The following is a 22,410-nucleotide window of genomic DNA, read 5'->3' on the forward strand; positions in this document are numbered from 1 at the left end:
CCTTCGCGACAAGGTGTCGTGCCGGTCCGGCCGGCCTCGCCGGACCGTCGCGGTGGTGCCACCGACGCTCGAACCCCCGGTCGCTTGCTCGGCGTGAGGTCTGCATGCCGGGAACCGAGCCGGGGGCGGCCACGTCGTAGGGGGCATGACGCGTAGCAGCGCCCACGTACCCCAGCCAACGGCCGCCACCGGCGTCCCCCGAGTCATGACTCCAGCTCGCGTCATGGGGCTCGCCCTTGTCGCCGGCCTGGCGCTGGTCACCGGCTGTACGGCGGAGCCGGTCCCCGTGCCGCCCCGTGACCGGCCGGCGCCGGCCGGCGGGTTCCGGCTCGTCGCGTTCGACTCCTGCCCGGAGGCGCTGCGGCAGCTGAAGACGGCTGCCAGGGCGTACGTCGGGCCCTGGGGGCTCGGGCCGAACGGGGACATCCGTGCCCTCGGCAGCGCCGAACAGGCTGCTGGGCCCGCCACTGCGGGGCGGGCGGATGCGGCGCCCAAGAGCTACTCGGGCACCAACACGCACGAGGCCGGGGCCGATGAACCGGACCTGGTCAAGACCGACGGCAAGCGGATTGTCACCGTGCAGCACGGCAAGCTGTACGTGGTCGACCCGGCCACCCGCCGGCTGACCGGAGAACTGGAACTCGCACCGGGTGCCGATGGGTTCCGCGGGGCCGAAGACGGCCTGCTGCTGCACGGTGAACGGGCGCTGGTGCTGCTCCGCGAAGGGTGGGCCGGGATGGCGAAACCGGCCGTCCGCGGGGGAGGCGCGCGCCCGGCAGACGGCCCGACGCCGGACGGCATCGTCGGCCCCCGGCTGATCATGGTCGATCTCTCCGGCGAGCCGAAGATCATCGGCGAGTACCGGATCGACGGCAATCTGGTGGACGCCCGCCAGGTCGGCACGACGGTCCGGGTCGTGGTCCGCTCCGCGCCCCGGCTGAACTTCCCGTACCGGCAACGGGCCACCGATGAGCAGCGCACCGCTGCCAACCGCGAGATCATCGACAACGCCACCGTTGACGACTGGCTGCCCCGGTACGAGGTCACCTCCGGCGGGCGAACCAGCGCCGGACGGGTCGGCTGCGAACGGGTGAGTCGGCCGGCCGCCTACTCCGGCACGTCGCTGCTGACCGTGCTCAGCTTCGACCTCGGTGTGGCCACGCTCGGCGCTGGCGACCCGGTCACCGTGATCGCCGACGGCGACACCGTCTACAGCAACGGACCCCGGCTGTACGTCGCCAACGACCAGCGGTGGCGGGTGCTGCCGATGCTGACCGCGCGGAACGTCGCACCCGATCCCAGGGACGAGACCACCGAGATCTATCAGTTCGACATCTCGGGCGCGGGTGCCCCGCGGTACGTCGCCGACGCCTCCGTACCGGGCTGGCTCATCAACCAGTACGCGATGTCCGAGTGGGACGGTCACCTGAGAGTGGCCACCACCACTGGCCGTACCTGGGGCAACAAGCCGAACTCGACGTCCAGTGTCTACGTCCTGCGCGCCGACGGCACGGCGCTGACCCAGGTCGGCAAGGTCACCGGACTGGGCAAGGGGGAACGGATATACGCGGTACGGTTCGTCGGCGGCACCGGGTACGTCGTCACCTTCCGGCAGACCGACCCGCTCTACACCGTCGATCTGCGTGATCCGGGGGCGCCGAAGGTGAGCGGCGAACTGAAGATCAACGGGTACTCGGCGTACCTGCACCCGGCCGGCGAAGGACGGCTGCTCGGCGTCGGGCAGGAGGCGTCCGACCAGGGCCGTGTCCAGGGCACCCAGCTCTCGCTCTTCGACGTCGCCGATCCGGCCAGGCCGACCCGGATCGCCCAGTATCACGTCAAGCAGGGGCACTCCGAGGCGGAGTTCGACCCGCATGCGTTCCTCTACTGGCCGGCCGAACGCCTGGTCGTGGCCCCACTGACCGTCTACGGCAAGGGCATGCCGAGCAACGTCGCCGTGGCTCTGCGGGTCGGCGACGGCGGCTTCACCGAGGTCGGCAGGATCGACCACACAGTAGGCACCGAGCGTACCGATGGGTTCACGCCGATCCGCCGGTCACTGGTGATCGACGGAGTGCTCTGGACCGTCTCCGCCGATGGCCTCAAGGCGACCAGCCTCTCCACGATGAAGACCCTCGACTGGCTGCGTACGCCGTGACCGGGACGGTCGTGTAGGCCGGCCGCGCATTGCCCTGGCGTGCGCTCGACTACGAGTGATCAGGCCCGTGGTGATCAGGCGGCGGGTACCGTGAACGCCGTGGAGGATCTCGGCGCGAAGGTCTCGTACCTTGCGCTCGCCGTCGGCACCCGGGTCTACGACGTCGACTCGGCACCCGTCGGCGTGGTCGAGCACGTGCTCACCGACGAACGCTCCGACATCTTCCACGGCGTGATCGTGGCCCCGCCGAAGCCGTACGGTTCCCACCGCTTCGCCCACCGTGAGCAGATCGCCGACCTGTACGAGCGGGGGGTCGTGCTGTCGGTGCCTGGTGGCGAGATGCACGAGCCGGGCGAGGACACGCCGGCCAGAGAGGTCGAGGGCGCGGGTGACGACCCGGTGCAGGTGGGCCTCCGCCGAGCCTGGGAATGGCTGAGTCGACCACGCTGAACCTGGCGGGTCGATCTGGCATTGCCTGCTGCCCTGCGAGTTCAAGGGTCACTGACGGGCCTGCCGCACGGCCAGGTCTCAAGCTGATCGGGCGGCGTCGGTGATGTGCGCGATCACGGCAGAGTAGTCCCGGTCGCCAAGGCCGGCCTCCTGGGCTGACGCGACCCACTGCCGTGCGGCCGCCGCGACCGGCAGGTCGACGCCTGCCGACTCGGCGGCCGACACGACCAGATTGGCGTCCTTGAGGGCGAGTGACAGCGCGAACCGGAGCGGGAACTGACCGGACTCGACCGCTGGTCGTCGCCGATCCGCTTGCGAGCCGACAGGAGTCGCGGACAAGACCTCGAACGCCGTGTCACGCGGCAGTCCAAGCCCATCCGCGAGGGCGAGCGCCTCACCAAGAACGGCTAGCACACCGAAGAGGGTCGAATTGGCGACCAGCTTGGCCGCAGCGCCGGCACCGAGCGGTCCGACATGCATCGGCGAGCCAAGAGCGCCCAACACCGGCATCCACCGTTGGGCAAGCGGCTCCGGCCCACCGACGAAGATCCGCAGCGAACCCGACTCGGCCTCCGAGACGCTGCCCAGCACCGGCGCGTCGAGCAGGCCCACACCATCCGGCAGCATCTCGGCCAACCGTCGCACCGCGGGCGGCCCGACCGTGGACATCTCAGCGAGCGTCGTCGACGCGGTAACACCGGCGAGGATGCCCTGTGCGCCCTCAGCCACCTCTTGCAGCGCGGTCGGGTCGGCCAGCATGGTGATGACCAGATCGGCCCGGCGGGCAGCCCCTGCCGGACTGTCGGCCGCGGCCGCGCCACGCGCCACGAGATCGCTGGCCCTCTGCGGCGTGCGGTTCCAGACAACGAGGTCATGGCCGGCGTCGAGCAGCCGGCCTGCTATCCGGCTACCCATCCCACCCAGACCGATCACAGCGACCGTGGCCATGGCGCCATCCTTCCAATTTCGTCCGGGCAATGCCGCACAAAGCGCCGACTCGTCTACATCGATCATCAGCTCCGTGGCCCTGAGGCGCCGCAGCCCGGCCGAGGTCGAAACTGCCTCGACCGGGCGCCGGGTGCCTGGCCGCTGCGGTGTCCCTGCCTGGGCAGCTTCAGCCGAGGGGGCTGAAGCTGCGGCCGTCGAGGACGTTGATGAGATCGTCGTCGCGGGTCACCTTGTAGCCACGCTGGCGCAGGTCGGCCACCAGCTCGGCTTCGTGGTCGAGCGGGATCTCGAGGATGTCGCCGTTGAGGGCTGTGAACTCGCGTCCTCCGAACCGGGCCTGCAGGTCCCGCGGCAGCAGCTCGAACGCCCGCTCCGTGACCATCGGGGGCCAGTCTCCCTCCACAACCGCACGAACTTCGTTGATGCTGAAGGGCTTGTCGTCGGCGAAACCGTCCTCGGGGTCGTAGTACTCCGGGCCCGCAGGGTTCCACAGATAGGTGGTCTGAACCTGCCGGGCTTCGCCCCAGGTGTGGGCGGAAGCCAGCGCCTTGATCTCCTCGGCCTCGGCGGGGGCGGCGTCGGCGTCGGCGAAGGCGAGGCAGTCGTGCATCTGTGCGTGGCCGTAGACCAGGCGCCGGGGGTTCGGGTGGTGCGTCGTCATGGCGCACATCGTGCCGCAGGGGTACGACATTCAAGATCAAGGGCATCAGGCCCAGCCTGAAGATCGAATGGGCAGAGCGTCGGCGCCTGCGGAGGTGACGATTGCGCCGCTTGACCGGTGCCCGTTCCCCTCCGAAGCGGATCCAGGTGGTCCCGCAACCGCGTCTAAAGTCTCAGCCGCGGAGCGAGCCCACTGGATCCTCAGATCATCGGGCTCCGGCTGGACCTGGCGAACCTCCACGAGATGGTCGGCTCCTACCGCGAGGCCCTTGGCCGAGTTCGTCGCGTTGGCCCGAGTCCTTGAGCAACCGGGGCGGCGACCGCGAGCTGGCACGACACTGCCGCCGGCAGATCGCTGTCTGTAAGGCAGAGCTGGGTCAGTCTTCGAGAACTTGAATCGACGACCTTGGCGAAGTGGGTGGGGGAAAGTTCCACTCCTGCTGCGCGCCGTCGCTCACCGACTCGCAGAACTTGATAAGTTTAATTAGCCGCCGAAATCCTATGACAAGTTTCGTTCATCGATATCGGAACGGCGGATAGCTGAGAAGAGGTGTGCGTGGTCGGTAGAGGGCGTCCAAGCCGGGCCACCGTCTATCTACGTCTCGATCAGGCGTTGGGCGAACTGAACCAGCGTCTCGGTGGCCTCCCGAGCCCGAAGGAGGCCCAGACGATCTGGGAAGACATCTGGCACCAGGAGGCCCACCACTCCACCGCACTGGAGGGCAACACGCTCGTGCTGCGTGAGGTGCAGGCGTTGCTCGAACGGGGCCGCGCCGTCGGGTCGAAGCCGCTGAGGGAGTACAACGAGGTCCGCGGCTATGCGGACGCCGCCCGTTGGGTCTACAGCCAGGCGCTCGAACCCGACGGATGGCACGATGGTCGGCTGGTCAGCGTCACAGAGGTGCGCCAGGTCCACCACACCGCCATGACTCCCGTCTGGGATGTTGAACCTCACCCCGAGGCCAGCGGCAGCGAAGGGCCGGGAAGCTTCAGGCAGCACGATATCCATCCGTTCTCCGCCGGGATGGCCCCGCCAGCATGGCCCTTGGTGCCGGCGCAGGTCGACCAATGGGTCGAGGACGCCTGCGCGACCGGGGAGCGTCTCGCGGCCGGCCGCCCGCAGCATCGGCCGTTGCCGGAGGAACTCGCCCGGCTGCACAACGACTTCGAGCGGGTGCACCCATTCATTGACGGAAACGGGCGTGCGGGCCGGCTGCTGCTCAACCTAATCCTCGTACGCCTCGGTTACCCGCCCGTGATCATCTTCAAGCGCCAGCGTGACGCCTACCTCGCCGCGATGCAGAGGGCAGACGTCGGAGACTACGGTGCGCTGGGAGAACTCATCGCTCGTGCCATGTACGACAACCTGAACCGCTTCATCGTGCCGAACGTCGCCGGCCCTGCCCGCCTCGTGCCGCTCGCGGCCCTGGTCACAAAGGAGTTCAGCCTTCCGGCGTTGCGACAGGCTGCGCAGCGCGGGCGTCTGGACGCCGTACAGGGATCGGACGGCATCTGGCGAAGTTCCCGCAAGGCGGTCGAGGCGTACCGGGCGACGAAGAACCAGAAGCGGCAGCGCGCCGAGGGAACCTGACCCAGTTGCCGCGCATCGCTTCGACGGCAACCGCCGGCAGCAGTTCGGTGGCGACCTGTGGGGCGACAATCACCTCCGCTGGCCGCTGTAGGCCTCCCGGAGAGCGGCCGGTGACGTGCGGTGGTTTGTCGGCGGCGCCGGGTAGCCTGCGAGGGCGTCCGCAAGCGTGAGCACGGGAGGGGTAAGTGGTCGACGATCCGCGCCCACGGCCGGTCTTCCGCCAGGTTCCGGCGGACATGTTCGCCTTCACCACCACCGACCGGGCCGAGCTGCACACGGCGGTCATGCAGGTCTTCGGCGACGCCCACGAGCGGCTGGTCGCCGCGCTGACGTTCGACGAGGTTCTCGCCGCGCTGCCCGGCGTCGGTTGGTACGAGCCGGTCACTGACAGCTCGCTGGACTACACGCTCGGGGCGCTGCACAAGTACGGGCTGGTCGAGCGCACCCAGAACCACACCGCCCACTACGCCTCGGCGGAGGAGTACGAGCGACGCAATCTGCACTATTCGTTGAGCCGCAAGGGTGAGGCGGCCTACGAGGGCGTGCTGCACGCGGTCCAGCTGTTGTCGTCGACCGGGGCGCTGCAGACCGCGGTGCTCGACGCGATCCTCGACCGCCTCGGCGAGCTGCACGATCTGCTCGTCGCCGACGACAGCGCCGACCGGCGGGTCTATGCGGCCCTGATGGAGCTGGAGGGCCACCTCGCCGGGCTGCGCGCCAGCACCAAGCAGTTCAACGGCCAGTTGCAGCGGTTGTTGCGCGCGGAGGGCGCCGATTCCGCGACGTTCGCCGAGGTCAAGCAGGCAACGATTGCCTATTTGTCCGAGTTCGTGACGAACCTCGACGCTCGCCGGCAGGGGATCGCGCAGGGCGTGGCCCGGGTCGAGGAGCGGGGGGTCACCGTCCTGCACCATCGGGCGCTGCGTGGCGCCGACCTGCCGGCGCTGCCGGGTGAGGCTGACCCGGCCCCGCGCTGGCTGCAGCATCGTGCCGCCCGGTGGGACGGTCTGTGCGCCTGGTTCCGGCCCACCGATGGAGGCCGTCCGCGCATCGATCAGCTCGCCGACGTGGCGCGGCGGGCCATCGTCGCCCTGATGCGGGCGCTGGAGCGGCTCAGCGACAGTCGGCGCCGGGGCTCCAGCACGGCCGCCGACTTCCGCGTCCTGGCCCGTTGGTTCTCCGCCTGCGATTCCGACGACGCGGCGCACGAGTTGTGGTCGGGGGCGTTCGGGCTGTGGCCGGCCCGGCACACCCACCTCGCGCTGGACGACCCGACCGCGGTGCCGGCCACCACCTCCTGGTGGCAGGCTCCGGCGGTGCCCGTGTCGCCGCTGCTGCGCACCACCGGGCAGGTGGACAAGGTCGCCCGCACCGCCCGGGTGCGGGACACCGGCGAGGTGCGGCGGCTGCGGCGCGGACGGGTGCTCGCGGAGCGGGCCGAGCTGGAGCGGGCGTGGCGCCGGCTGGCCACTCCCGGTCCGGTGCGGCTCTCGGCCTTCGGCACCCTGGACCCGGGCAGCTTCGGTCGGCTGTTGGAGCTTCTGTCGCGGGCGCTGTCGGCCGCGCCCCAGAATGGAGTACGTCGGGCGGCGACGGCTGACGGCCGGCTGATCGTGGCGCTCACCGGTTCGCAGGGTGCCGGCCGGGCCCGGTTGCGGACACCGCACGGCGTTCTCTCGGCACCGGACTTCCTGGTGTCGATCACCGAGGCCCGACCGCACGACATCGAGGCCCGAGCGGCCGACGCCCGGGAGGCGAGCGCGTGAGTGACCTGCGCAGCGAACTCGACCGTCAGCGGGCCACCGAGCGTGCCCAGGCGATCCGGGCGCTGCTCGCCCGTCCCCTGCTCACCCGTGACGCCGGTCCGGACGACTTCGCCCTCGTGGTGCGGCACCGCGGGGAGCTGATCACCTGGTTCGACACGCACACCGGCTGGCGGTTGGTCGTCGAACCCCGCGCCGGGTACGCCCGGCTGCTGAAGTCCTCACCGCAGCCGCCAGCCGACCGCCCGGCCCGCCGTCCGCGCGGGGCGCGAGCCCCGTTCGACCGTCGCCGTTACACCCTGTTCTGCCTGGTCGCCGCCGAGCTGCTCGCCGGGCCGGTGACCACGATCGGCATCATCGCCGAGCGGCTGGCGCAGGCGTCCGCGGTCGAGCCCGACATCCCCGGGTTCGACAGCATCCGGCACGACGACCGCCGCGCCTACGTCGACGCCCTGCTCGTCCTCGAGGAGTTGGGCGTGCTCACCGCCGTGGACGGCAGCACCGACGCCTTTCTGCAGCAGACCGATGCCAAGGTGCTCTACCGGGTCGACAGCGGTCGTTTGGTCCGGCTGCTCGCTGCGCGGCAGGCGCCGTCGCGGCTGCCGGCCTTCGACCTGGGTGCCCTGGTGTACGAGCCGCGCTACGGCGGCGCCGACGACCCGGGCGTGGACGTCTCCGACGAGCAGCGCAACCGCTGGCTGCGACACTCCATCGTGCGTCGGCTCCTCGACGATCCGGTCGTCTACCTCGCCGACCTGTCCGAGGCGCAGCGGAGCTACGCCGCCAGCATCACCGGCCGGCGGATGCTGCGCACCGCGGTGGCCGAGGCCGGGATGCTGCTGGAGGAGCGGGCCGAGGGCCTGCTCGCGGTCGACCCGGACGCCGCAGCAACGGACGAGAAGTTCCCGGCCGGTGGCAGCGTCGCAGGGCAGGCGGCGCTGCTGCTGCTCGACACCATCCTCGCGGCCCATCCCGCCCCGGTCGCCGAGGAGCAGCTCATCCGGCAGCTCGCCGACCGGTTCGGGGCGGTGCCGGCGTGGGCGCGTACCTACCGCTCCGACGGCGGGCCGGAGCGGCTTGCCGGCGAGGCGCTGGCACTGCTCGGCCGCTTCGGCCTGGTCGAGCGGGCGGGCGGCGGCGTGCGCGCGCTGCCCGCCGCGGCCCGGTACGCCGTCGGCGCGGCCATCGTCGCCACCCCACGAGCAGCCAGGAGCAACCGGTGACCGTTCTGTCCCTACCCGGCGCGGCCACCGACGCCGACGCCCTGCGCACCGACCGGTGGCAGCCCACCCGAGCCGGCGTGCTCAACGTCTGGCGTTACTACGACGAGGAGTTCGCCTTCCACCGAGGTCGGCTGCTGTTGCGCGGTGCCAACGGCACCGGCAAGTCGAAGGCCCTGGAGCTGCTGCTGCCGTACCTGCTCGACGCCAACCTGCGACCGTCGCGGCTGTCCACCTTCGGCGGCTCCGAGCGCACCATGCACTGGAACCTGATGGGCGACGGCTACCCACACACCACCCGGGTGGGCTATGTGTGGCTGGAGTTCGGCCACGGCGACGACGACGCGCCGCGCTGGTTCACCTGCGGTGCCCGGCTGGCCGCGTCCACCAACACCCGCACCGTCGACGCGACCTACTTCACCACTGACCTGCGCGTGGGCGGCGCCGATGGCCTGTCGCTGGTCAAGGACGGCAACGTGCCCTTGACCCGTCAGGACCTGGTCCAGGCGCTTGGCGACCGGGGCGTCGTGCACCCCGCAGCCGAGTCCTACCGGCGCACGGTGCGCGAGACGCTGTTCCGGGGGTTGAGCGAGACGCAGTACGAGGCACTGATCGCGACGCTGCTGCAACTGCGTACCCCGAAGCTGTCCGAGCACCTGAATCCCGACGCGCTCTCGGAGGTGCTGTCCAAGGCGCTCCCCCCGTTGGACGCGGGCGACCTGGCCGAGATCGCCGAGGGTTTTGAGCAGCTGGATCGGCGCCGCGAACGGCTCGCCCGACTCGATGAGGAGGTGCTCGCCGCGCAGCGGCTGACCGAGCGGCAGCGGCGCTACGCCCGCCGGGCCCTGCGGCGGGGCGCCGGTGAGGTCATCGCCGCCACCACCGGGCTGGACAACGTCACCCGGGACGCGCGGCAGCGCCGGCAGGAGCACGCCACGGCCGCCGACGAGCTGACGCAGGTGCGGACGGCCATCACCGGCAACGAGCGCGACCAGGGCGTCACCGAAGAGGCGATCGGCGGCCTGCGCGACAGCGACGCCTACCGGGAGGGGCAGCAGCTCGACCAGCTGCGGTCGCAGACGCGCGCGGCCCGGCGGAGTGCCCAGGACGTGGCCGCCACGGCGGGAAGTCGACGCGCGGAGGCGGCACGCGCCGCTGAGCGGGCGGAACATCTGACCGCTGACGAGGCGGCGACCGTCGCGCAGACCGCCCGATCCTGGCGGGACACGACGGCCGCGGCGCTGGAGGCCGGTCTAGCGACGCTCGTCGAGCCGCTCGCGGCCGAATCCGTGGAGCGGGCCCGGCAGTTGCTGCGTGGCCTCGTGCGCGGCCGGGAAGACGAGGTCACGTCGGTGCGGGCCGCGTTGACCGGCCACGAGCGGGCGGTGGCCGAGCGGGAGCGGGCGCAGGGCCGACGGGAGCGGCGGGCCGCGGAGCGCGACGCGGCCGACGCCGCCCTGCGACAGACCACCCGAGGGTACGAGGAGGAGCTGGCCAGACTGCGCGACGACATCGCGGGTTGGGCGTCGGGCTGCTGTGTTCTGCCCGTCGCCGACAGTGGCACGGATCTGGTCGACCTGGCCGGCGACGAGGTCTCCCTCGGCGCCGTGGTCGCTGACCTCGCCGCCGCAGTACGCGAACAGCTCGCCACAACGGACGCCAGTGAGCAGGCCTGCGGCGCCGACCTGCAGCGGCGTCGTGTCGCGCCGGCGGCGGAACACGAGGCGCTGGCGGCGGCCGTGACCCGGGAGCCAGCCGCACCACGGCATCGCACCGCGCCCCGGACGGACCGGCCGGGCGGCCCACTGTGGCGGCTGGTCGACTGGCGTGCCGACGTACCCCCGCATGTCCAGGCCGCCGTGGAGGCCGCGCTCGAGGTCTCCGGCCTGCTCGACGCCTGGGTCTGGCCCGACGGTTCGGTGACGTCGGACCGGCGTGGCCATGACACCTACCTGGCGGCGACTGCCGCGCTGCCCGCGCCGCACCGGTCCCTGCTCGACGTACTCGACGTCGATGCCCGGGCGACGGTGCCGGCGCCGCTGGTGACCGCCGTCCTCGCCGGGGTGGCCTTCGGGCCCGCCGCGCCCCACCACAGCGCGGCGATCGGCGCGGACGGCACGTGGCGGCTCGGTCCGTTGTACGGCAGCTGGAGCAAGCCGGACGTGGAGTTCCTGGGCGCGGCGGCCCGGGATCGGGCTCGGCAGCGCCGGTTGGCCGAACTTGCGGCACAGCTCGCGGAAATCGACGCGGAACGCAGCGTGGTGGCCGACCGGCTGCGGCAGTTGGCTGAGCGGCGGTCCCTGCTGCGCGCTGAGGTGGCGGCCCGGCCGGATCATCGCGAGGTGGTGCGTTTCGCAGAACGGGTCGGGCGGGCCGAGCTGAAGCTCGCCGGGCTCCAGGACCTGCTCGATGAGGCAGCCCGCGAGGCGCTCGCCAGCGACGAGGACGCCCGAGCCGCACTGCGTGAGTTGACCCTCGTCGGCTCCCGGTACGGCCTGCCAACCACCGCGGCGGACCTCGATCTGCTGACCGCCGCCCTGCGTACCCTGGGCCAGGCGGCGGACGGGTGGCTGACCGACCGGGGCCGGCAGGCCCACGCCGCCGCCCGGCTCGACGACGCCCGCGAGACCGCCGGTCATGCCGTGACACTGGCCGAGGAGGAGGCGCTGCGGGCAGAGACCGCCGAGGAGGCCGCAGCCGGCCTCGAAGCCCGCCTCGACGCCGTCGAGCGCACCGTTGGCGTCGAGTACCGCGCGGTCCTCGACGAGGTGCAACGGCTGCGTACCCATGCGGAAGCCCTGAAACAGGAACTGCGCCGGCTGCGGCCCCGCCACGACACGCTCATCGGGCGCCTGCACGAGCTCAACGCCCGCGCCGAGCGAGCGGAACAGGACCGGGACGCCGCCGCCGGCACCCGCGACGCTGCGGTGTCCCGGCTGGCCCGACTCGTCGACCTCCTCGGCCCGGACGCGGCGCTCGCCACCGACCTGTCCGGCGTCGGTCCCCTCACCGCGACCCTGCAGGCCGCGCGTCAGCTCGCGGAGGAACTCGGCAGCCTTCCGCACGGCCCCCGGCACCTACGTCAGGACGAGGGCGAGCTGAGCAACGTGCTGCACGTCATCAGCGCCTCGCTGGCCGGGTACGCCGATCTCGCGATGAACGCCGATGAGGAGTGCGACGTGCAGGTCGTCACCGCCACGGTGGACGGACTGCGGACCACCCCAACGGCCCTGGTGCACCGGCTGACGACGGAGCGCGACGAGATGCGGGCCCACCTGACCGAGGAGGAGCGGCAGTTGTTCGACCGCACCCTCACCGGCGACACCCGTCGCCACGTGGCCCACCGCACCCGGCAGGCCGCTGACCTGGTGCGGCAGGTCAGTGCTCAGCTGGAGCAGGTACGTACCGTCTCCGGCCTCGGCGTCCGGCTGATCTGGGAGGTCAACAGCGAGCTCGATCCGCGGTTGAGGCAGGCCCGGGAGCTGTTGTTGCAGGATCCGGCGCGGCTGACCGAGGCCCAGCGCACCGCGCTGCACGACTTCTTTCGCGCCCGCATCGACGACGTCCGCGGCGCCGGTTCGACCGACGGCTGGGAACAGCAGCTCGGCGAGGTTCTCGACTACCGACGGTGGCACCGGTTCGTGGTGCAGGTCCGTTCCGCCGCTGGCGACTGGTCCCCGGTTACTCGACGCCAGCACGGCGCCAAATCGGGTGGCGAGAAGGCCATCGTGCTGCACCTGCCGCTGTTCGCCGCGGCCGGCGCGCACTACCGGGCCGCACCCTCGGCACCCCGGCTCATCCTGCTCGACGAGGTCTTCGTCGGCGTCGACCAGACCAACCGTGGACAGTTGATGGCCGTGCTGAGCGCCCTCGACCTCGACCTGCTGCTGACCTCCGATCAGGAGTGGTGCACCTACGCCGAGGTGGACGGCATCGCCATCCACCAACTGATCGCCGGCGCGGAGGACGGCGATGACGCCGTCACCACCGCCCGTTTCGTCTGGACCGGCCGCGACGTCGTGGCGGCAGACGTGACATGACGGCTGCTCGATTCGACCGCCCGGAACTCGCGCCGCTGTGGGCGGAGGCACGCCGTCGACTGGCGGCCACCGACGGAACGGTGAGTCGCGTGCACCTGCGCGGGCTGCGTCCGGCCGAGCGAGCCGCCCTGGCAGATCTGCTCGGCCTCGCGTACACCCCCGATCCGGAGGTCACGGTCGCGCTGCGGGGACTGGACGCGATCCTGCGTGCCGCCACCGGCGGGCTGGACACCCGAGGTGTGGTGGAGGCGATCGGTGGGCCGATCGCCGACCGGGCGGGTGACCGGCGCCGGCAGGCAGCCGACCGGGCCGAGTTGTGGCGCTGGGCGCGTGAGCACCCCGTCGTCGCCGCCGAACCGGCACTGCAGCCCTGGCTCGACGGCGTACGCGCCGGCGGCCTCGTTTCCGGCGACGCGCTCGTCACCCGCGCCCTGCTGGATCAGGTGTTTCATGTCCTCGCGGCATTGCCGGTGTTGGGGGAACCGCTGCCGGTGCTGGCCGCACGGCTCATCGGCGACTCGCATGCCCTCGACGACGATGGTCGACTCGGCAAGCTGGTGCTCCGTGCCCTGGCAGCCCTGCACGACGAAGAACCGCCAGCCGACGCCGAGCACCGCCGACGGCTCTGGGAACATGCGGGCGTCGCCTGCGACGAGCTTTCCACCACCGTCTTGGTCGCCGGGCTGCGACCACCCGGCGACGATCCGCTCGCCAGCGGACTGCGGGCATGGGCTGACGCCGGTCAGGCCACAGTGGTCACCCTGGCGCAGCTGAAGCATTACCCCGTCAGTCGGCTGGACGGGCCGGTGTTCGTCGTCGAGAACCCGGCAGTGTTGACGGTCGCTCTGCGGCACTTCGGTGCTGCGTGTCCGCCGCTGGTCTGCGTCGCCGGGTGGCCGAGCACGGCGGCCGTGGTGCTGTTGCGCGGTATCGCCGCGACCGGGGCGGAGCTGCACTATCACGGAGACATCGACGGTGAGGGTCTGCGGATCGCCGCGCACGTGATGACCAAGACGGGCGCGCGGCCGTGGCTGTTACAGGCTGAGGACTATCTCGATGCCGCACCGGGTGTCGGCCCGGTCGCTGGCCGGATCGACGACACGCCGTGGGACCCACGGCTGGCTGAGGTCGTCCGCGGACACGATGTCGCACTGCTCGAGGAGGTCGTGCTCGAGTCCCTGCTCGTCGACATGGCCGCACGGGCTGGTGTCGAACGGGCCGTGTGACTGCGGTCAGGTGAGTGCGTGGCCGCTGACACCCAGGGTCGCACCCGCCGGTGGGGCGCGTCGCGCCGCCGGAGAAGATGTCAGCATGAGCGATCCCACACTTCCTAGGCGCGTCGTCGTCACCGGGGCCACCGGCAAACTCGGTCGCGCCGTGGTCGCGCACCTGCGCGCCATAGGCGTCGACGTGCTCGCCGTCGACCGCGCGGGCGGACGCGACCCCCGCGACGTCAACGGCGAGTTCCTCCTCGTCGACCTCACCGACTACGGGCAGGTGGTGGAGGCGTTCACCGGCGGCGCCGACGAGCACGCCGGCGGCGTCGACGCGATCGTGCACCTGGCAGCGGTCCCGGCCCCCGGCCTGATGTCGAACGCGACCACCTTCGCGAACAACTCGGCGGCGACGTACAACGTGTTCGCCGCAGCCAGGGCTGCAGGGATCAAGCGGGTGGTGTGGGCGTCGAGCGAGACGGTGCTGGGGCTGCCGTTCGACACCCCGCCGCCGTACGCGCCGGTCGACGAGGAGTACGCGCCGCGACCGGAGTCCACGTACTCGCTGAACAAGGCGCTCGAGGAGGAGATGGCCCGGCACTTCTGCCGGTGGGACCCCGAGCTGGTTATGGTGGGCCTGCGGTTCTCCAACGTCATGGACGTCGAGGACTACGCGCCGTTCCCCTCGTTCGACGCGGACCCGGCGCTGCGCCGGTGGAACCTGTGGGGCTACATCGACGCCCGCGACGGCGCCCAGGCGGTCGAGCGGGCCCTCGCCCACGACCAGCCGGGCGCCGAGGTCTTCATCATCGCCAACGCCGACACGGTCATGAGCAGGTCCAGCGCCAGCCTGATGGCCGAGGTCTACCCGGGTGTCGAGATCCGCAAGGAGCTCGGCGAGCACGAGACGCTGCTCAGCATCGACAAGGCGCGACGGGTGCTGGGCTACGAGCCGCGGCACTCATGGCGAGACCACGTGGACACCGCGGGCCGCTGACGCCTCTACCTCGGCGTAGGCCTGGGTCATCCGGGAGAAGTCGTCGGCGCCGTGCCCGGCGCTGATCGCCCGCAGGGCCGCCGCGCGGGCCGCCCGTAGCACGTCCGCGTCGATTCGGTGCTCCTCGGCGGCGTCGATGATGTGGGCCATGCTGGCGGCGGTGGAGGCGATGGCGGAGACGTCGGCGGCATGGTCGTCGGCGCCCAGCCGGCGGGCCATGTCGTCGATGAGGTCCGGCAGCAGGCCCCCGATGCCCTTGGCGTACGGGGCGAGCGCGGTCGGGCTGATCTGTTCGGCCCGGGCCAGTGCGAAGGCGTGGGCGACGCCGCTCATCAGGATCGCGGCGTGGAAACCCGGCCGTTTAGGGCCGGGAGGTAACGCCGCTCCCTCCCCTCGATGCTCGTCTTGCATGATGGGTGGATAGAATGTGAGGCGTGGGTGAGGTGGTGAAGCGGGCATACAAGTACCGCTTCTATCCGACCCCCGAGCAGGCCGATCAGCTCAACCGCACCTTCGGGTGCGTGCGCAAGGTTTACAACCTCGCCTTGGAGGCGCGCACCCGTGCGTGGGCCGTTGACCGGCAGCGCAGCACCTATGTGCAGTCCTCGGCGTGGCTGACCGAGTGGAAGCGCACCGAGGAGCTGGCGTTCCTTAACGAGGTCAGCTCGGTGCCGTTGCAGCAGACGCTGCGGCACCTGCAAGCCGGGTTCGCCGCGTTTTGGGGCAAGCGGTCGCGCTACCCGCGTTTCAAGGCCAAGCGCAAGTCCCGGGCGTCGGCGGAATACACCCGCTCGGCGTTTCGCTGGCGTCACGGGCAACTCACCCTGGCCAAGATGGACGCCCCGCTGGGCATCGTGTGGTCGCGGCCCCTGCCCGAAGGGGCCGAACCGTCGACGGTCACGGTGTCCCGCGACGCGGCCGGTCGGTGGTTCGTGTCCCTGCTGGTCGATGACCCCACCGTCAAGGCACTGCCGCCGCTGTCCACGGCGGTCGGGGTGGACGCGGGCATCACCAGTCTGCTCACCTTGTCCACCGGGGAGAAGATCACCAACCCGCGCCACGAGCGCGCCGACCGGCGCAAGCTGGCCAAGGCGCAACGCAACCTGTCCCGTAAGGGCAAGGACACCAAGAACCGGGCGAAAGCCCGGCTTGCGGTGGCCCGCATCCATGCCCGCATCGCCGACCGGCGGCGGGATCACCTGCACAAGCTGTCGACTCGACTCGTCCGTGAGAACCAAACGGTCGTGATCGAAGACCTCAGCGTGCGCAACATGCTGCGCAACCACTCGCTGGCCCGCGCCATCTCCGACGCGGCGTGGACACAACTGCGCAGCATGATCGAGTACAAGGCCGCCTGGTACGGGCGGCAGGTGATCGCCGTCGACCGCTGGCATCCGAGCACGAAGACCTGCTCGGCGTGCGGTCGGATCAACACCGCCATGACCCTCGGCGTTCGCGTCTGGACGTGCCCCGGCTGCGATGCCGTGCACGACCGGGACGTCAACGCCGCCAGGAACCTTCTCGCCGCCGGGCTGGCGGAGAGGTGAAACGCCTGTGGAGGGCCGGTGAGACCCGACCCGCGAAAGCGGTGAAGGCGCGGCCCGGTGAAACAGGAACCCCCTCGGGTGACCGAGGGAATCCCCGCCCTTCAGGGCGGTGGAGGATGTCAACGCGGTCCAGAACATGTCGAGCAGTGCGATGTCGTGGGCGGCGGCGCGGCCGGGCTCCGGTCCGAGCCAGTCGGCGGCTCCGCCGATGCTGGCCAGGGTCGCCCGGTGGGTCTGCCAGATGTCCTCCGGGCCGCTGTACAGCACGAGCGCGGCAGGTCCGCCGATGGTGAGGGCCGGGGTCATGATCGCGCCGTCGAGGTATAGTCCACGCCGCGCGAGCCCGCCCACTCGCTCATGTCGCGAGTGCTACGTGGCGTGTCGGCGGTGAGGTTCACCAGGGTGTGGCCCTTCAACGCGGCAGCGGCCGGTTCGACGATCGCGCGAACCGCCGCATTGTCGATGACGCAGGCGAGCGTCAGTGGGCTGGCGCGTACCGCCTCGTCCACGGTGGTCGCTCGTCGCGCGCCTCGGGCGACGAGTGGGTCGGCCCGGGCGGCGGTCCGGTTCCAGACGGTGGTGGGGTGCCCGGCGGCCAGCATGGCGCCGGCCAGCGCCTGACCCATCGGCCCGAGTCCGAGATCGTGACGGGGGGACGGACGTGCTCGGACATGGAGGTGCTCCTCAAAGAGACGGGATGGCGCCGCAACGTGTGTGGACCGTTCGGCAGGGCCGGTCCCATCCTGCGTCCGTCAGGTTCGGGGCATCAAGTACGCACTATTTCCTCAGGTACTTACCTTTTGGTGGGTGGCACACCCTGGAAGGTTTCAGCGTGCGGCCTGGTAGGCGCGGCCGACGGCGGTCGCCGTGCTGCCGGTACGGAAGAGCCCGGTCTGGTCCTTGTCGGTAGCGGGCAGGCCGAACCAGGCGTACCGGTGCAGCCAGCTCAGCCAGCTGAGCATCCGGGTCGCCGCGGTGAGGAACGCGGCCTGCTGGGCCTGGCTGGGGAAGCGGACGCCGTTGGAGAAGTCGATCAGGGCGAACTCGGTGAGCCAGATCGGCAGCTTGTAGCGGTCGTGGACCGCCTGGAGGTACGACTTGAGCTGGTTGACCGCGTTGGCGGTGGTGAAGTCGCCGCCGTACCAGTGCAGGGCGATGAAGTCGACCCGGTAGCCGCGCTCCTTCGCGCCGGTCATGAAGCGGTCGAGCCATTCGCCCGGTCGGTCCCCGCCCCAGGCTACGGCAGGGCTGCCCAGTGGGAGGCCGGTTGACTCCAGTTGCGGCCACAGGTCCAGCGCCTGTTCCACGCTCATGTTCGCCTGACCGCCCATGTCCGGCTCGTTGAAGCCGAGCAGCTGTCGCCCGTTCTTCTTGGCCTGTTGCAGGCTATTGGCGGTGACGCTTTTCGCGCCCCAGATCATGGGGACGAACTCGCTGCCCTTCGGGCTGGTGACGCCCGGGTGGCCCACGTTCCAGGTGTAGTACCAACGAGCCGTGGAGTTGGCCAGCGCCTCGCTGACGCCGTTGAAGGTCCAGACGCCGACGCCCTTCTTCTTCGAGGTCACCGCGGGCGCCGGCGCGGCCGGGCGGGCCGTCGTCGGCTTCGGCTTCGGGGTCGCCGCTGAGGGCGTGGTGGTGGCTGGCGTGGTCGCGGCGGGCGCGCTGGCCGGTGGGGTGGTGGCCGGCAGCGCCTCGACCGCCGGGGCCGCCGCGGGGGCGGGGGTTGATCCGGTCGGTTGTGCCACGACGATCGCCCCGATCACCAGTGCGGCGACCGCGGCGGCTGCGGAGATCGGCCCCAGTACGCCCTTCGACCCGAACGAGAAGCGGTTGCGCAGCCCGCCGGTGCCCCGGAGCGCACCGCCGGCAAGGGGCTCGGCGGGCGTGGGCAGGGCGGTCGCCGCCGGGATGCCGGCCGCGAGGTTCTCGGCCATTCCGGGTGGGATCGGCAGTAGCGGAAGCCCGGCGAGCGGGCGTTCGACCGGGAGCAGGTCGCGGGCCCAGGAGCCGCAGGCACCGCATTCCCGTACGTGGCGGGCAAGGCGCTTGCGCCACAGCGGGCTCGGTCGGCCGTCCCACGTCTGGGTCACGTCGCGCAGGGCGGGGCAGGCGGCGGTGGCGCGCAGCGCGCGGACCACGCTCCGGGACACCTCCAGCTGTTCTTTCATTCGCTGGATCCGTACCGCCGCGTGGCCCTCGGTCAGGCCGAGTGCCGAGGCGAGGTCGGCTCGGTCGAGGTTGCCGGTGGCCTCCAGCCACCAGAGGGCGAGCAGCGTCTGGTCGTCGTCGTCGAGCCAGCGGGTCGCCTCGGCCACCTCGCGGCGCTGGTCGGTCAGGCCGAGCCGGAGGATCGTGATCCCGGCGAAGTCCGCGGCCGGGTCGGGCACCCCGTACGCGGTGTCGAGGTCGGCGGTGTGGGTCAGCGCGTCGCGGCGCTGCTGCTCGCGGTCGCGCACCTGCCGCACGGTGATGGCGATCAGCCAGGACCGGTACGCGGTCGGATCTCGCAGGTCGGGCAGGTGCCGGACGACGCGTAGCAGGGTCTCCTGGACCACGTCGTCGACGTCGGCGTGCCCCCGCAGCGCCCGGCCGACCACGTTGTAGACGAGGGGGAGCGACGCTGCCACCAGGGCGTCGAGCGCCTGCGGATCGCCGTTGCGGGCGGCCACCACCAGGTCGGTGTCGGCTTCACCTCGACCGGTTCCGCGCATCGTTTCCACTCCTTCGTGTGGTCGCATCGCTACCCAGTGGAAGACCGTGGTGGTTCACCACCAATGCCTCCCCTCAGGAGACCGGCGGGCCGCAGCGGGATAACAGTTTCCACGGCCGGGCCGGACGGAACCAGGCGCGGCGGTCGCTCTCCCGCCCGTCCGTCGATTTCGGATCCATCACAGTGAACGTCTTCACTTGGCCACAACGAGCGCGTAGCCTGCCTGAAACGATTCATAGAGCGGAGGCCCGCGTGACTCGTCGTACTCTCGGATTCTGGCCGGCTGCCCGGCGGCGCCGGACAGCGGTGCTCCTGGCGGCGACGACCGTCGTCGCGGTGGTCCTCGGCGGGGCGCCGCCGGCGCTGGCCGCACGGGGGCACGCGCCGGGCGCACCGGCCTCGCTGACGGTCGGCGACCGGAGTCGCCCGCTCAACGTCGAGGGCGTCCCGCGGTTCGGTTGGCTGCCCCGCGACGCCGACCCCGGTGAGGCGCAGACCGCCTACCGGATCACCGTCACCGCGACCGGCGGCGACCGGGTCTGGGACTCCGGCAAGGTCGCCTCCGGCCAGCAGTCCTACGTGCCGTACGTCGGACCGGCCCTGCGTGCGGGCACGGCGTACGAGTGGACGGTCCGCACCTGGGACCGCACCGGCCGGCAGTCCCCGCCCGCCGCTGGCGCGTTCGAGACCGGCATCGACGACAGCCAGTGGGAGGGCGCCAGCTGGATCCGGCGCGCCACCACCGAGGCCGACGACTACACCCTGGCCCGCACCGAGGTACGCCCCAACGCCAGCCGCGTGGTCCGGGCCCGCGCCTACACCGCCGCCGACCACACCTACGAGCTCTACCTCAACGGCACCCGCGCCGACCGGGGCACGTCCTTCGGCTACCCGGGGGAGGACTACTACCAGGCTGCCGACGTCACCAGGCTGGTGAAAGCCGGTGCGCCGCTGGTCATCGGGGTGCGTTACCACTGGTACGGCAGCGGTCAGGGCCGCCCCGCCGGTGCCCGTGGCCTGCTGGTGAAGCTGGTCGTCGAGCACGCCGACGGCTCCCGGGAGGTGTACGGCACGGACGGCTCCTGGCGGGTCGCCCGGGACACCCAGTTCGTCGCGAACGCCGAGCGCCGCAACGGCGAGGGCGACCGGGTCGAGCGGCAGGACGCCCGCGCCGAGGTCGCCGGCTGGATGCGGCCCGGCTACGACGACAGCGCCGCCGGGTTCGCCGCCGCCGAGGTGCTCGGCGCGCATCCGACCGCGTCGTCTCCGCATCTGATCGGGCAGGAGACCCGGCTGGTCGAGACCTCCGTCGAGCCGGTCGCGCTGCGTACCGCCGCCGACGGCACGGTCGTCGCCGACTTCGGCGTGGTCATCCCCGCGCGCCCGGTCGTCCGGTTCGACGCCGGTGTCGCCGGGCGCACGGTCGACCTGCGGGCCGGATACACCCTCACCGACACCGGCCGGGTCGACACGTCCACCCTCCAGTCGCAGGGCACCACCATGAGCTTCCCGTACCTTCAGAAGGACGGGCCGCAGGAGTTCCACGCCTTCACCCACCTCGGCTTCCGCTACCTGGAGATCCCCGGCGCCGGCGAGCAGATCTCGGCGCACGACGTCTCCGCCGTCGTGGTGCACACCGACGTCCCGTCCGGCCGGGAGGCGAGCTTCACCAGCTCGAACGCCACCCTCGACGCGGTGTGGACGATGATGAAACGGTCCGCGATCTACTCCGTCCAAGAGGCGTTCGTCGACACTCCCACCCGGGAGAAGGGCCAGTTCCTCGGCGACGCCGCGAACATCTCGTACGCCACGATGTCCGCCTTCGGCGAGCGCGACGCCACCCAGCAGGCCATCCGCGAGTTCCTCCGCTCGGCCGCCCGCTACTGGACCGCCGAGGGCGACCGTGGCCGCTACAACGCCGTCTATCCCAACGGCGACGGCAAGCGGGACATCCCCGACTACTCGCTGATGTTCGTGGACTGGGTGTGGCGGTACTGGACCGAGACCGGCGACCGGGAGCTGCTGGCGGAGGCGTACCCGGCGATCCGGGACACCGCCGAGTACGTGCTGCGCCACATTCCGGCCACCGGCCCCACCGCCGGCCTGGTCACCGACCTGTCCGGCGGCAGCGGCGCCTACCGCTTCGGCATCATCGACTGGCCCGAGCCGGGCCGCTTCGGCTACGACATGACCGCCGCCGCGCGGACCACCATCAACGCCCAGAGCGTCGACGTGCTGCGGACCACCGCCCGGATGGCCGAGGCAGTCGGTCGGCCCGCCGCCGAGGTGACCGCGTACGACGGGCGGGCCGCCGACCTCACCGACGCGGTCAACGCCACGCTGCGCGCCGCCGACGGCAGCTACGTCGACGGGCTGTCGGCCACCGGTGCGCGCAGTGCCCACGCCGGGCAGCACGCCACGTCGTACGCCATCGCGCACGGGCTGGCCCCGCGGGCCGACCTGCCCGCGCTGGCCGACCACGTCGCGTCCATGGGGATGAAGCAGGGGCCGATGACCGCCCACTGGCTGCTGCGGGCGCTCGCCGACGCCGACCGGCCCGAGGCGGTGCTGCGGCTGCTGACCAACCCGGATGACCTGGGCTGGGCGAACATCCTCGCCCAGGGCGGCACCTTCACCTGGGAGGCCTGGACCCTCGATCCCGGCAGCAACTTCAGCCAGTCGCACGGCTGGGGAGCGCAGGCGGTGGTCGACGTGCAGGAGACCCTGCTCGGCGTCCGCACCGCCAGCCCTGGGGCCGCCGTGGTCGACGTCGTGCCGCCCGCCGCCGGGCTCGACCGGGCGAGCGGCACGGTGTCCACCCAGCGCGGACCGGTCCGCCTGGACTGGCGGCGTACCGAGGGCGGCCTCCGCGTCGACCTCGACGTGCCGGTCAACGTCACCGCCCGGGTTGCCCTGCCGGTCATCCCCGGAAAGTCCTACCGGGCGGCCGGTCCGAGCAAGGCGACCTTCGTCGGGATCGAGGACGGCCGGGCCGTCTTCCAGGTCGGCTCCGGCCGGTCCAGCTTCCACCCGGTCGCCGGTCCGGCGGCCCAGCCCCGCTGACGTCCCGTTCGGGGCCGGTCACCGGCCCGCCACCACCGGAAGGATGAGG

General features: G+C 71.7%; 14 protein-coding genes and 1 pseudogene. 10 read left to right on the top strand and 5 right to left on the bottom strand.

Annotated elements, in window-relative coordinates:
• The first annotated feature begins 223 nt into the window (after positions 1–223).
• Positions 224–2,158, top strand: coding sequence for a beta-propeller domain-containing protein (locus ABZU69_RS28610; protein ID WP_354967409.1), 1,935 nt, complete (start codon positions 224–226; stop codon positions 2,156–2,158).
• A gap of 99 nt (positions 2,159–2,257) precedes the next feature.
• Entirely contained in the window at positions 2,258–2,608 is a 351-nt protein-coding gene (locus tag ABZU69_RS28615; RefSeq protein WP_354967410.1) for a hypothetical protein, read from the top strand.
• A gap of 78 nt (positions 2,609–2,686) precedes the next feature.
• On the opposite strand, the gene ABZU69_RS28620 is transcribed toward ABZU69_RS28615, so the two are convergent.
• Together ABZU69_RS28620 and ABZU69_RS28625 are read right to left on the bottom strand one after the other, a co-directional pair.
• Positions 2,687–3,556 carry an NAD(P)-dependent oxidoreductase gene (locus ABZU69_RS28620; RefSeq protein ID WP_354967411.1) on the bottom strand — a complete coding sequence of 290 codons (870 nt, stop codon included), beginning with the start codon at positions 3,554–3,556 and terminating at the stop codon, positions 2,687–2,689.
• 166 nt (positions 3,557–3,722) lie between these two features.
• The gene (locus tag ABZU69_RS28625) at positions 3,723–4,217 is read right to left on the bottom strand and encodes a hypothetical protein (RefSeq protein WP_354967412.1); all 495 of its coding nucleotides are present in this window, start codon (positions 4,215–4,217) and stop codon (positions 3,723–3,725) included.
• Positions 4,218–4,829: 612 nt separating this feature from the next.
• On the opposite strand from ABZU69_RS28625, the gene ABZU69_RS28630 reads away from it, so the two are divergent.
• The 6 genes from ABZU69_RS28630 (at position 4,830) to ABZU69_RS28655 (ending at position 15,041) form a co-directional block, all read left to right on the top strand.
• On the top strand, positions 4,830–5,807 hold the full coding sequence (locus tag ABZU69_RS28630; RefSeq protein ID WP_354967413.1) for a Fic family protein: 978 nt from the start codon (positions 4,830–4,832) through the stop codon (positions 5,805–5,807).
• Positions 5,808–5,992: 185 nt separating this feature from the next.
• Positions 5,993–7,573 (top strand): TIGR02677 family protein, encoded by a 1,581-nt coding sequence (locus ABZU69_RS28635; protein ID WP_354967414.1) that lies wholly within the window; start codon positions 5,993–5,995, stop codon positions 7,571–7,573.
• A complete protein-coding gene (locus tag ABZU69_RS28640) occupies positions 7,570–8,793 on the top strand; it encodes a TIGR02678 family protein (protein WP_354967415.1) in 1,224 nt (407 codons plus the stop codon). Before ABZU69_RS28635 ends, ABZU69_RS28640 begins: the two co-directional genes overlap by 4 nt.
• The gene (locus ABZU69_RS28645) at positions 8,790–12,830 is read left to right on the top strand and encodes a TIGR02680 family protein (RefSeq protein ID WP_354967416.1); all 4,041 of its coding nucleotides are present in this window, start codon (positions 8,790–8,792) and stop codon (positions 12,828–12,830) included. Before ABZU69_RS28640 ends, ABZU69_RS28645 begins: the two co-directional genes overlap by 4 nt.
• Positions 12,827–14,056, top strand: coding sequence for a TIGR02679 family protein (locus ABZU69_RS28650; RefSeq protein ID WP_354967417.1), 1,230 nt, complete (start codon positions 12,827–12,829; stop codon positions 14,054–14,056). The genes ABZU69_RS28645 and ABZU69_RS28650 overlap by 4 nt, the downstream gene beginning before the upstream one ends.
• 85 nt (positions 14,057–14,141) lie before the next feature.
• On the top strand, positions 14,142–15,041 hold the full coding sequence (locus ABZU69_RS28655; protein ID WP_354967418.1) for an NAD(P)-dependent oxidoreductase: 900 nt from the start codon (positions 14,142–14,144) through the stop codon (positions 15,039–15,041).
• On the opposite strand, the gene ABZU69_RS28660 is transcribed toward ABZU69_RS28655, so the two are convergent.
• Positions 15,006–15,374 (bottom strand): hypothetical protein, encoded by a 369-nt coding sequence (locus tag ABZU69_RS28660; RefSeq protein ID WP_354967419.1) that lies wholly within the window; start codon positions 15,372–15,374, stop codon positions 15,006–15,008. The two genes, ABZU69_RS28655 and ABZU69_RS28660, sit on opposite strands and share 36 nt — an antisense overlap.
• 101 nt (positions 15,375–15,475) lie before the next feature.
• On the opposite strand from ABZU69_RS28660, the gene ABZU69_RS28665 reads away from it, so the two are divergent.
• Positions 15,476–16,588 carry an RNA-guided endonuclease TnpB family protein gene (locus tag ABZU69_RS28665; protein ID WP_354967420.1) on the top strand — a complete coding sequence of 371 codons (1,113 nt, stop codon included), beginning with the start codon at positions 15,476–15,478 and terminating at the stop codon, positions 16,586–16,588.
• A gap of 302 nt (positions 16,589–16,890) precedes the next feature.
• On the opposite strand, the pseudogene ABZU69_RS28670 reads toward ABZU69_RS28665, so the two are convergent.
• A pseudogene (locus ABZU69_RS28670) lies at positions 16,891–17,217 on the bottom strand (NAD(P)-binding domain-containing protein); the annotation flags it as partial.
• Positions 17,218–17,415: 198 nt separating this feature from the next.
• Positions 17,416–19,299, bottom strand: a complete 1,884-nt coding sequence (locus tag ABZU69_RS28675; protein WP_354967421.1) for a sigma-70 family RNA polymerase sigma factor — start codon at positions 19,297–19,299, stop codon at positions 17,416–17,418.
• 251 nt (positions 19,300–19,550) lie between these two features.
• On the opposite strand from ABZU69_RS28675, the gene ABZU69_RS28680 reads away from it, so the two are divergent.
• The gene (locus ABZU69_RS28680) at positions 19,551–22,361 is read left to right on the top strand and encodes a family 78 glycoside hydrolase catalytic domain (RefSeq protein ID WP_354967422.1); all 2,811 of its coding nucleotides are present in this window, start codon (positions 19,551–19,553) and stop codon (positions 22,359–22,361) included.
• The last annotated feature ends 49 nt before the right edge of the window (positions 22,362–22,410 follow it).

Origin of the sequence: Micromonospora sp. NPDC005206, assembly GCF_040608175.1 — a bacterium.
Classification (GTDB): domain Bacteria; phylum Actinomycetota; class Actinomycetes; order Mycobacteriales; family Micromonosporaceae; genus Micromonospora.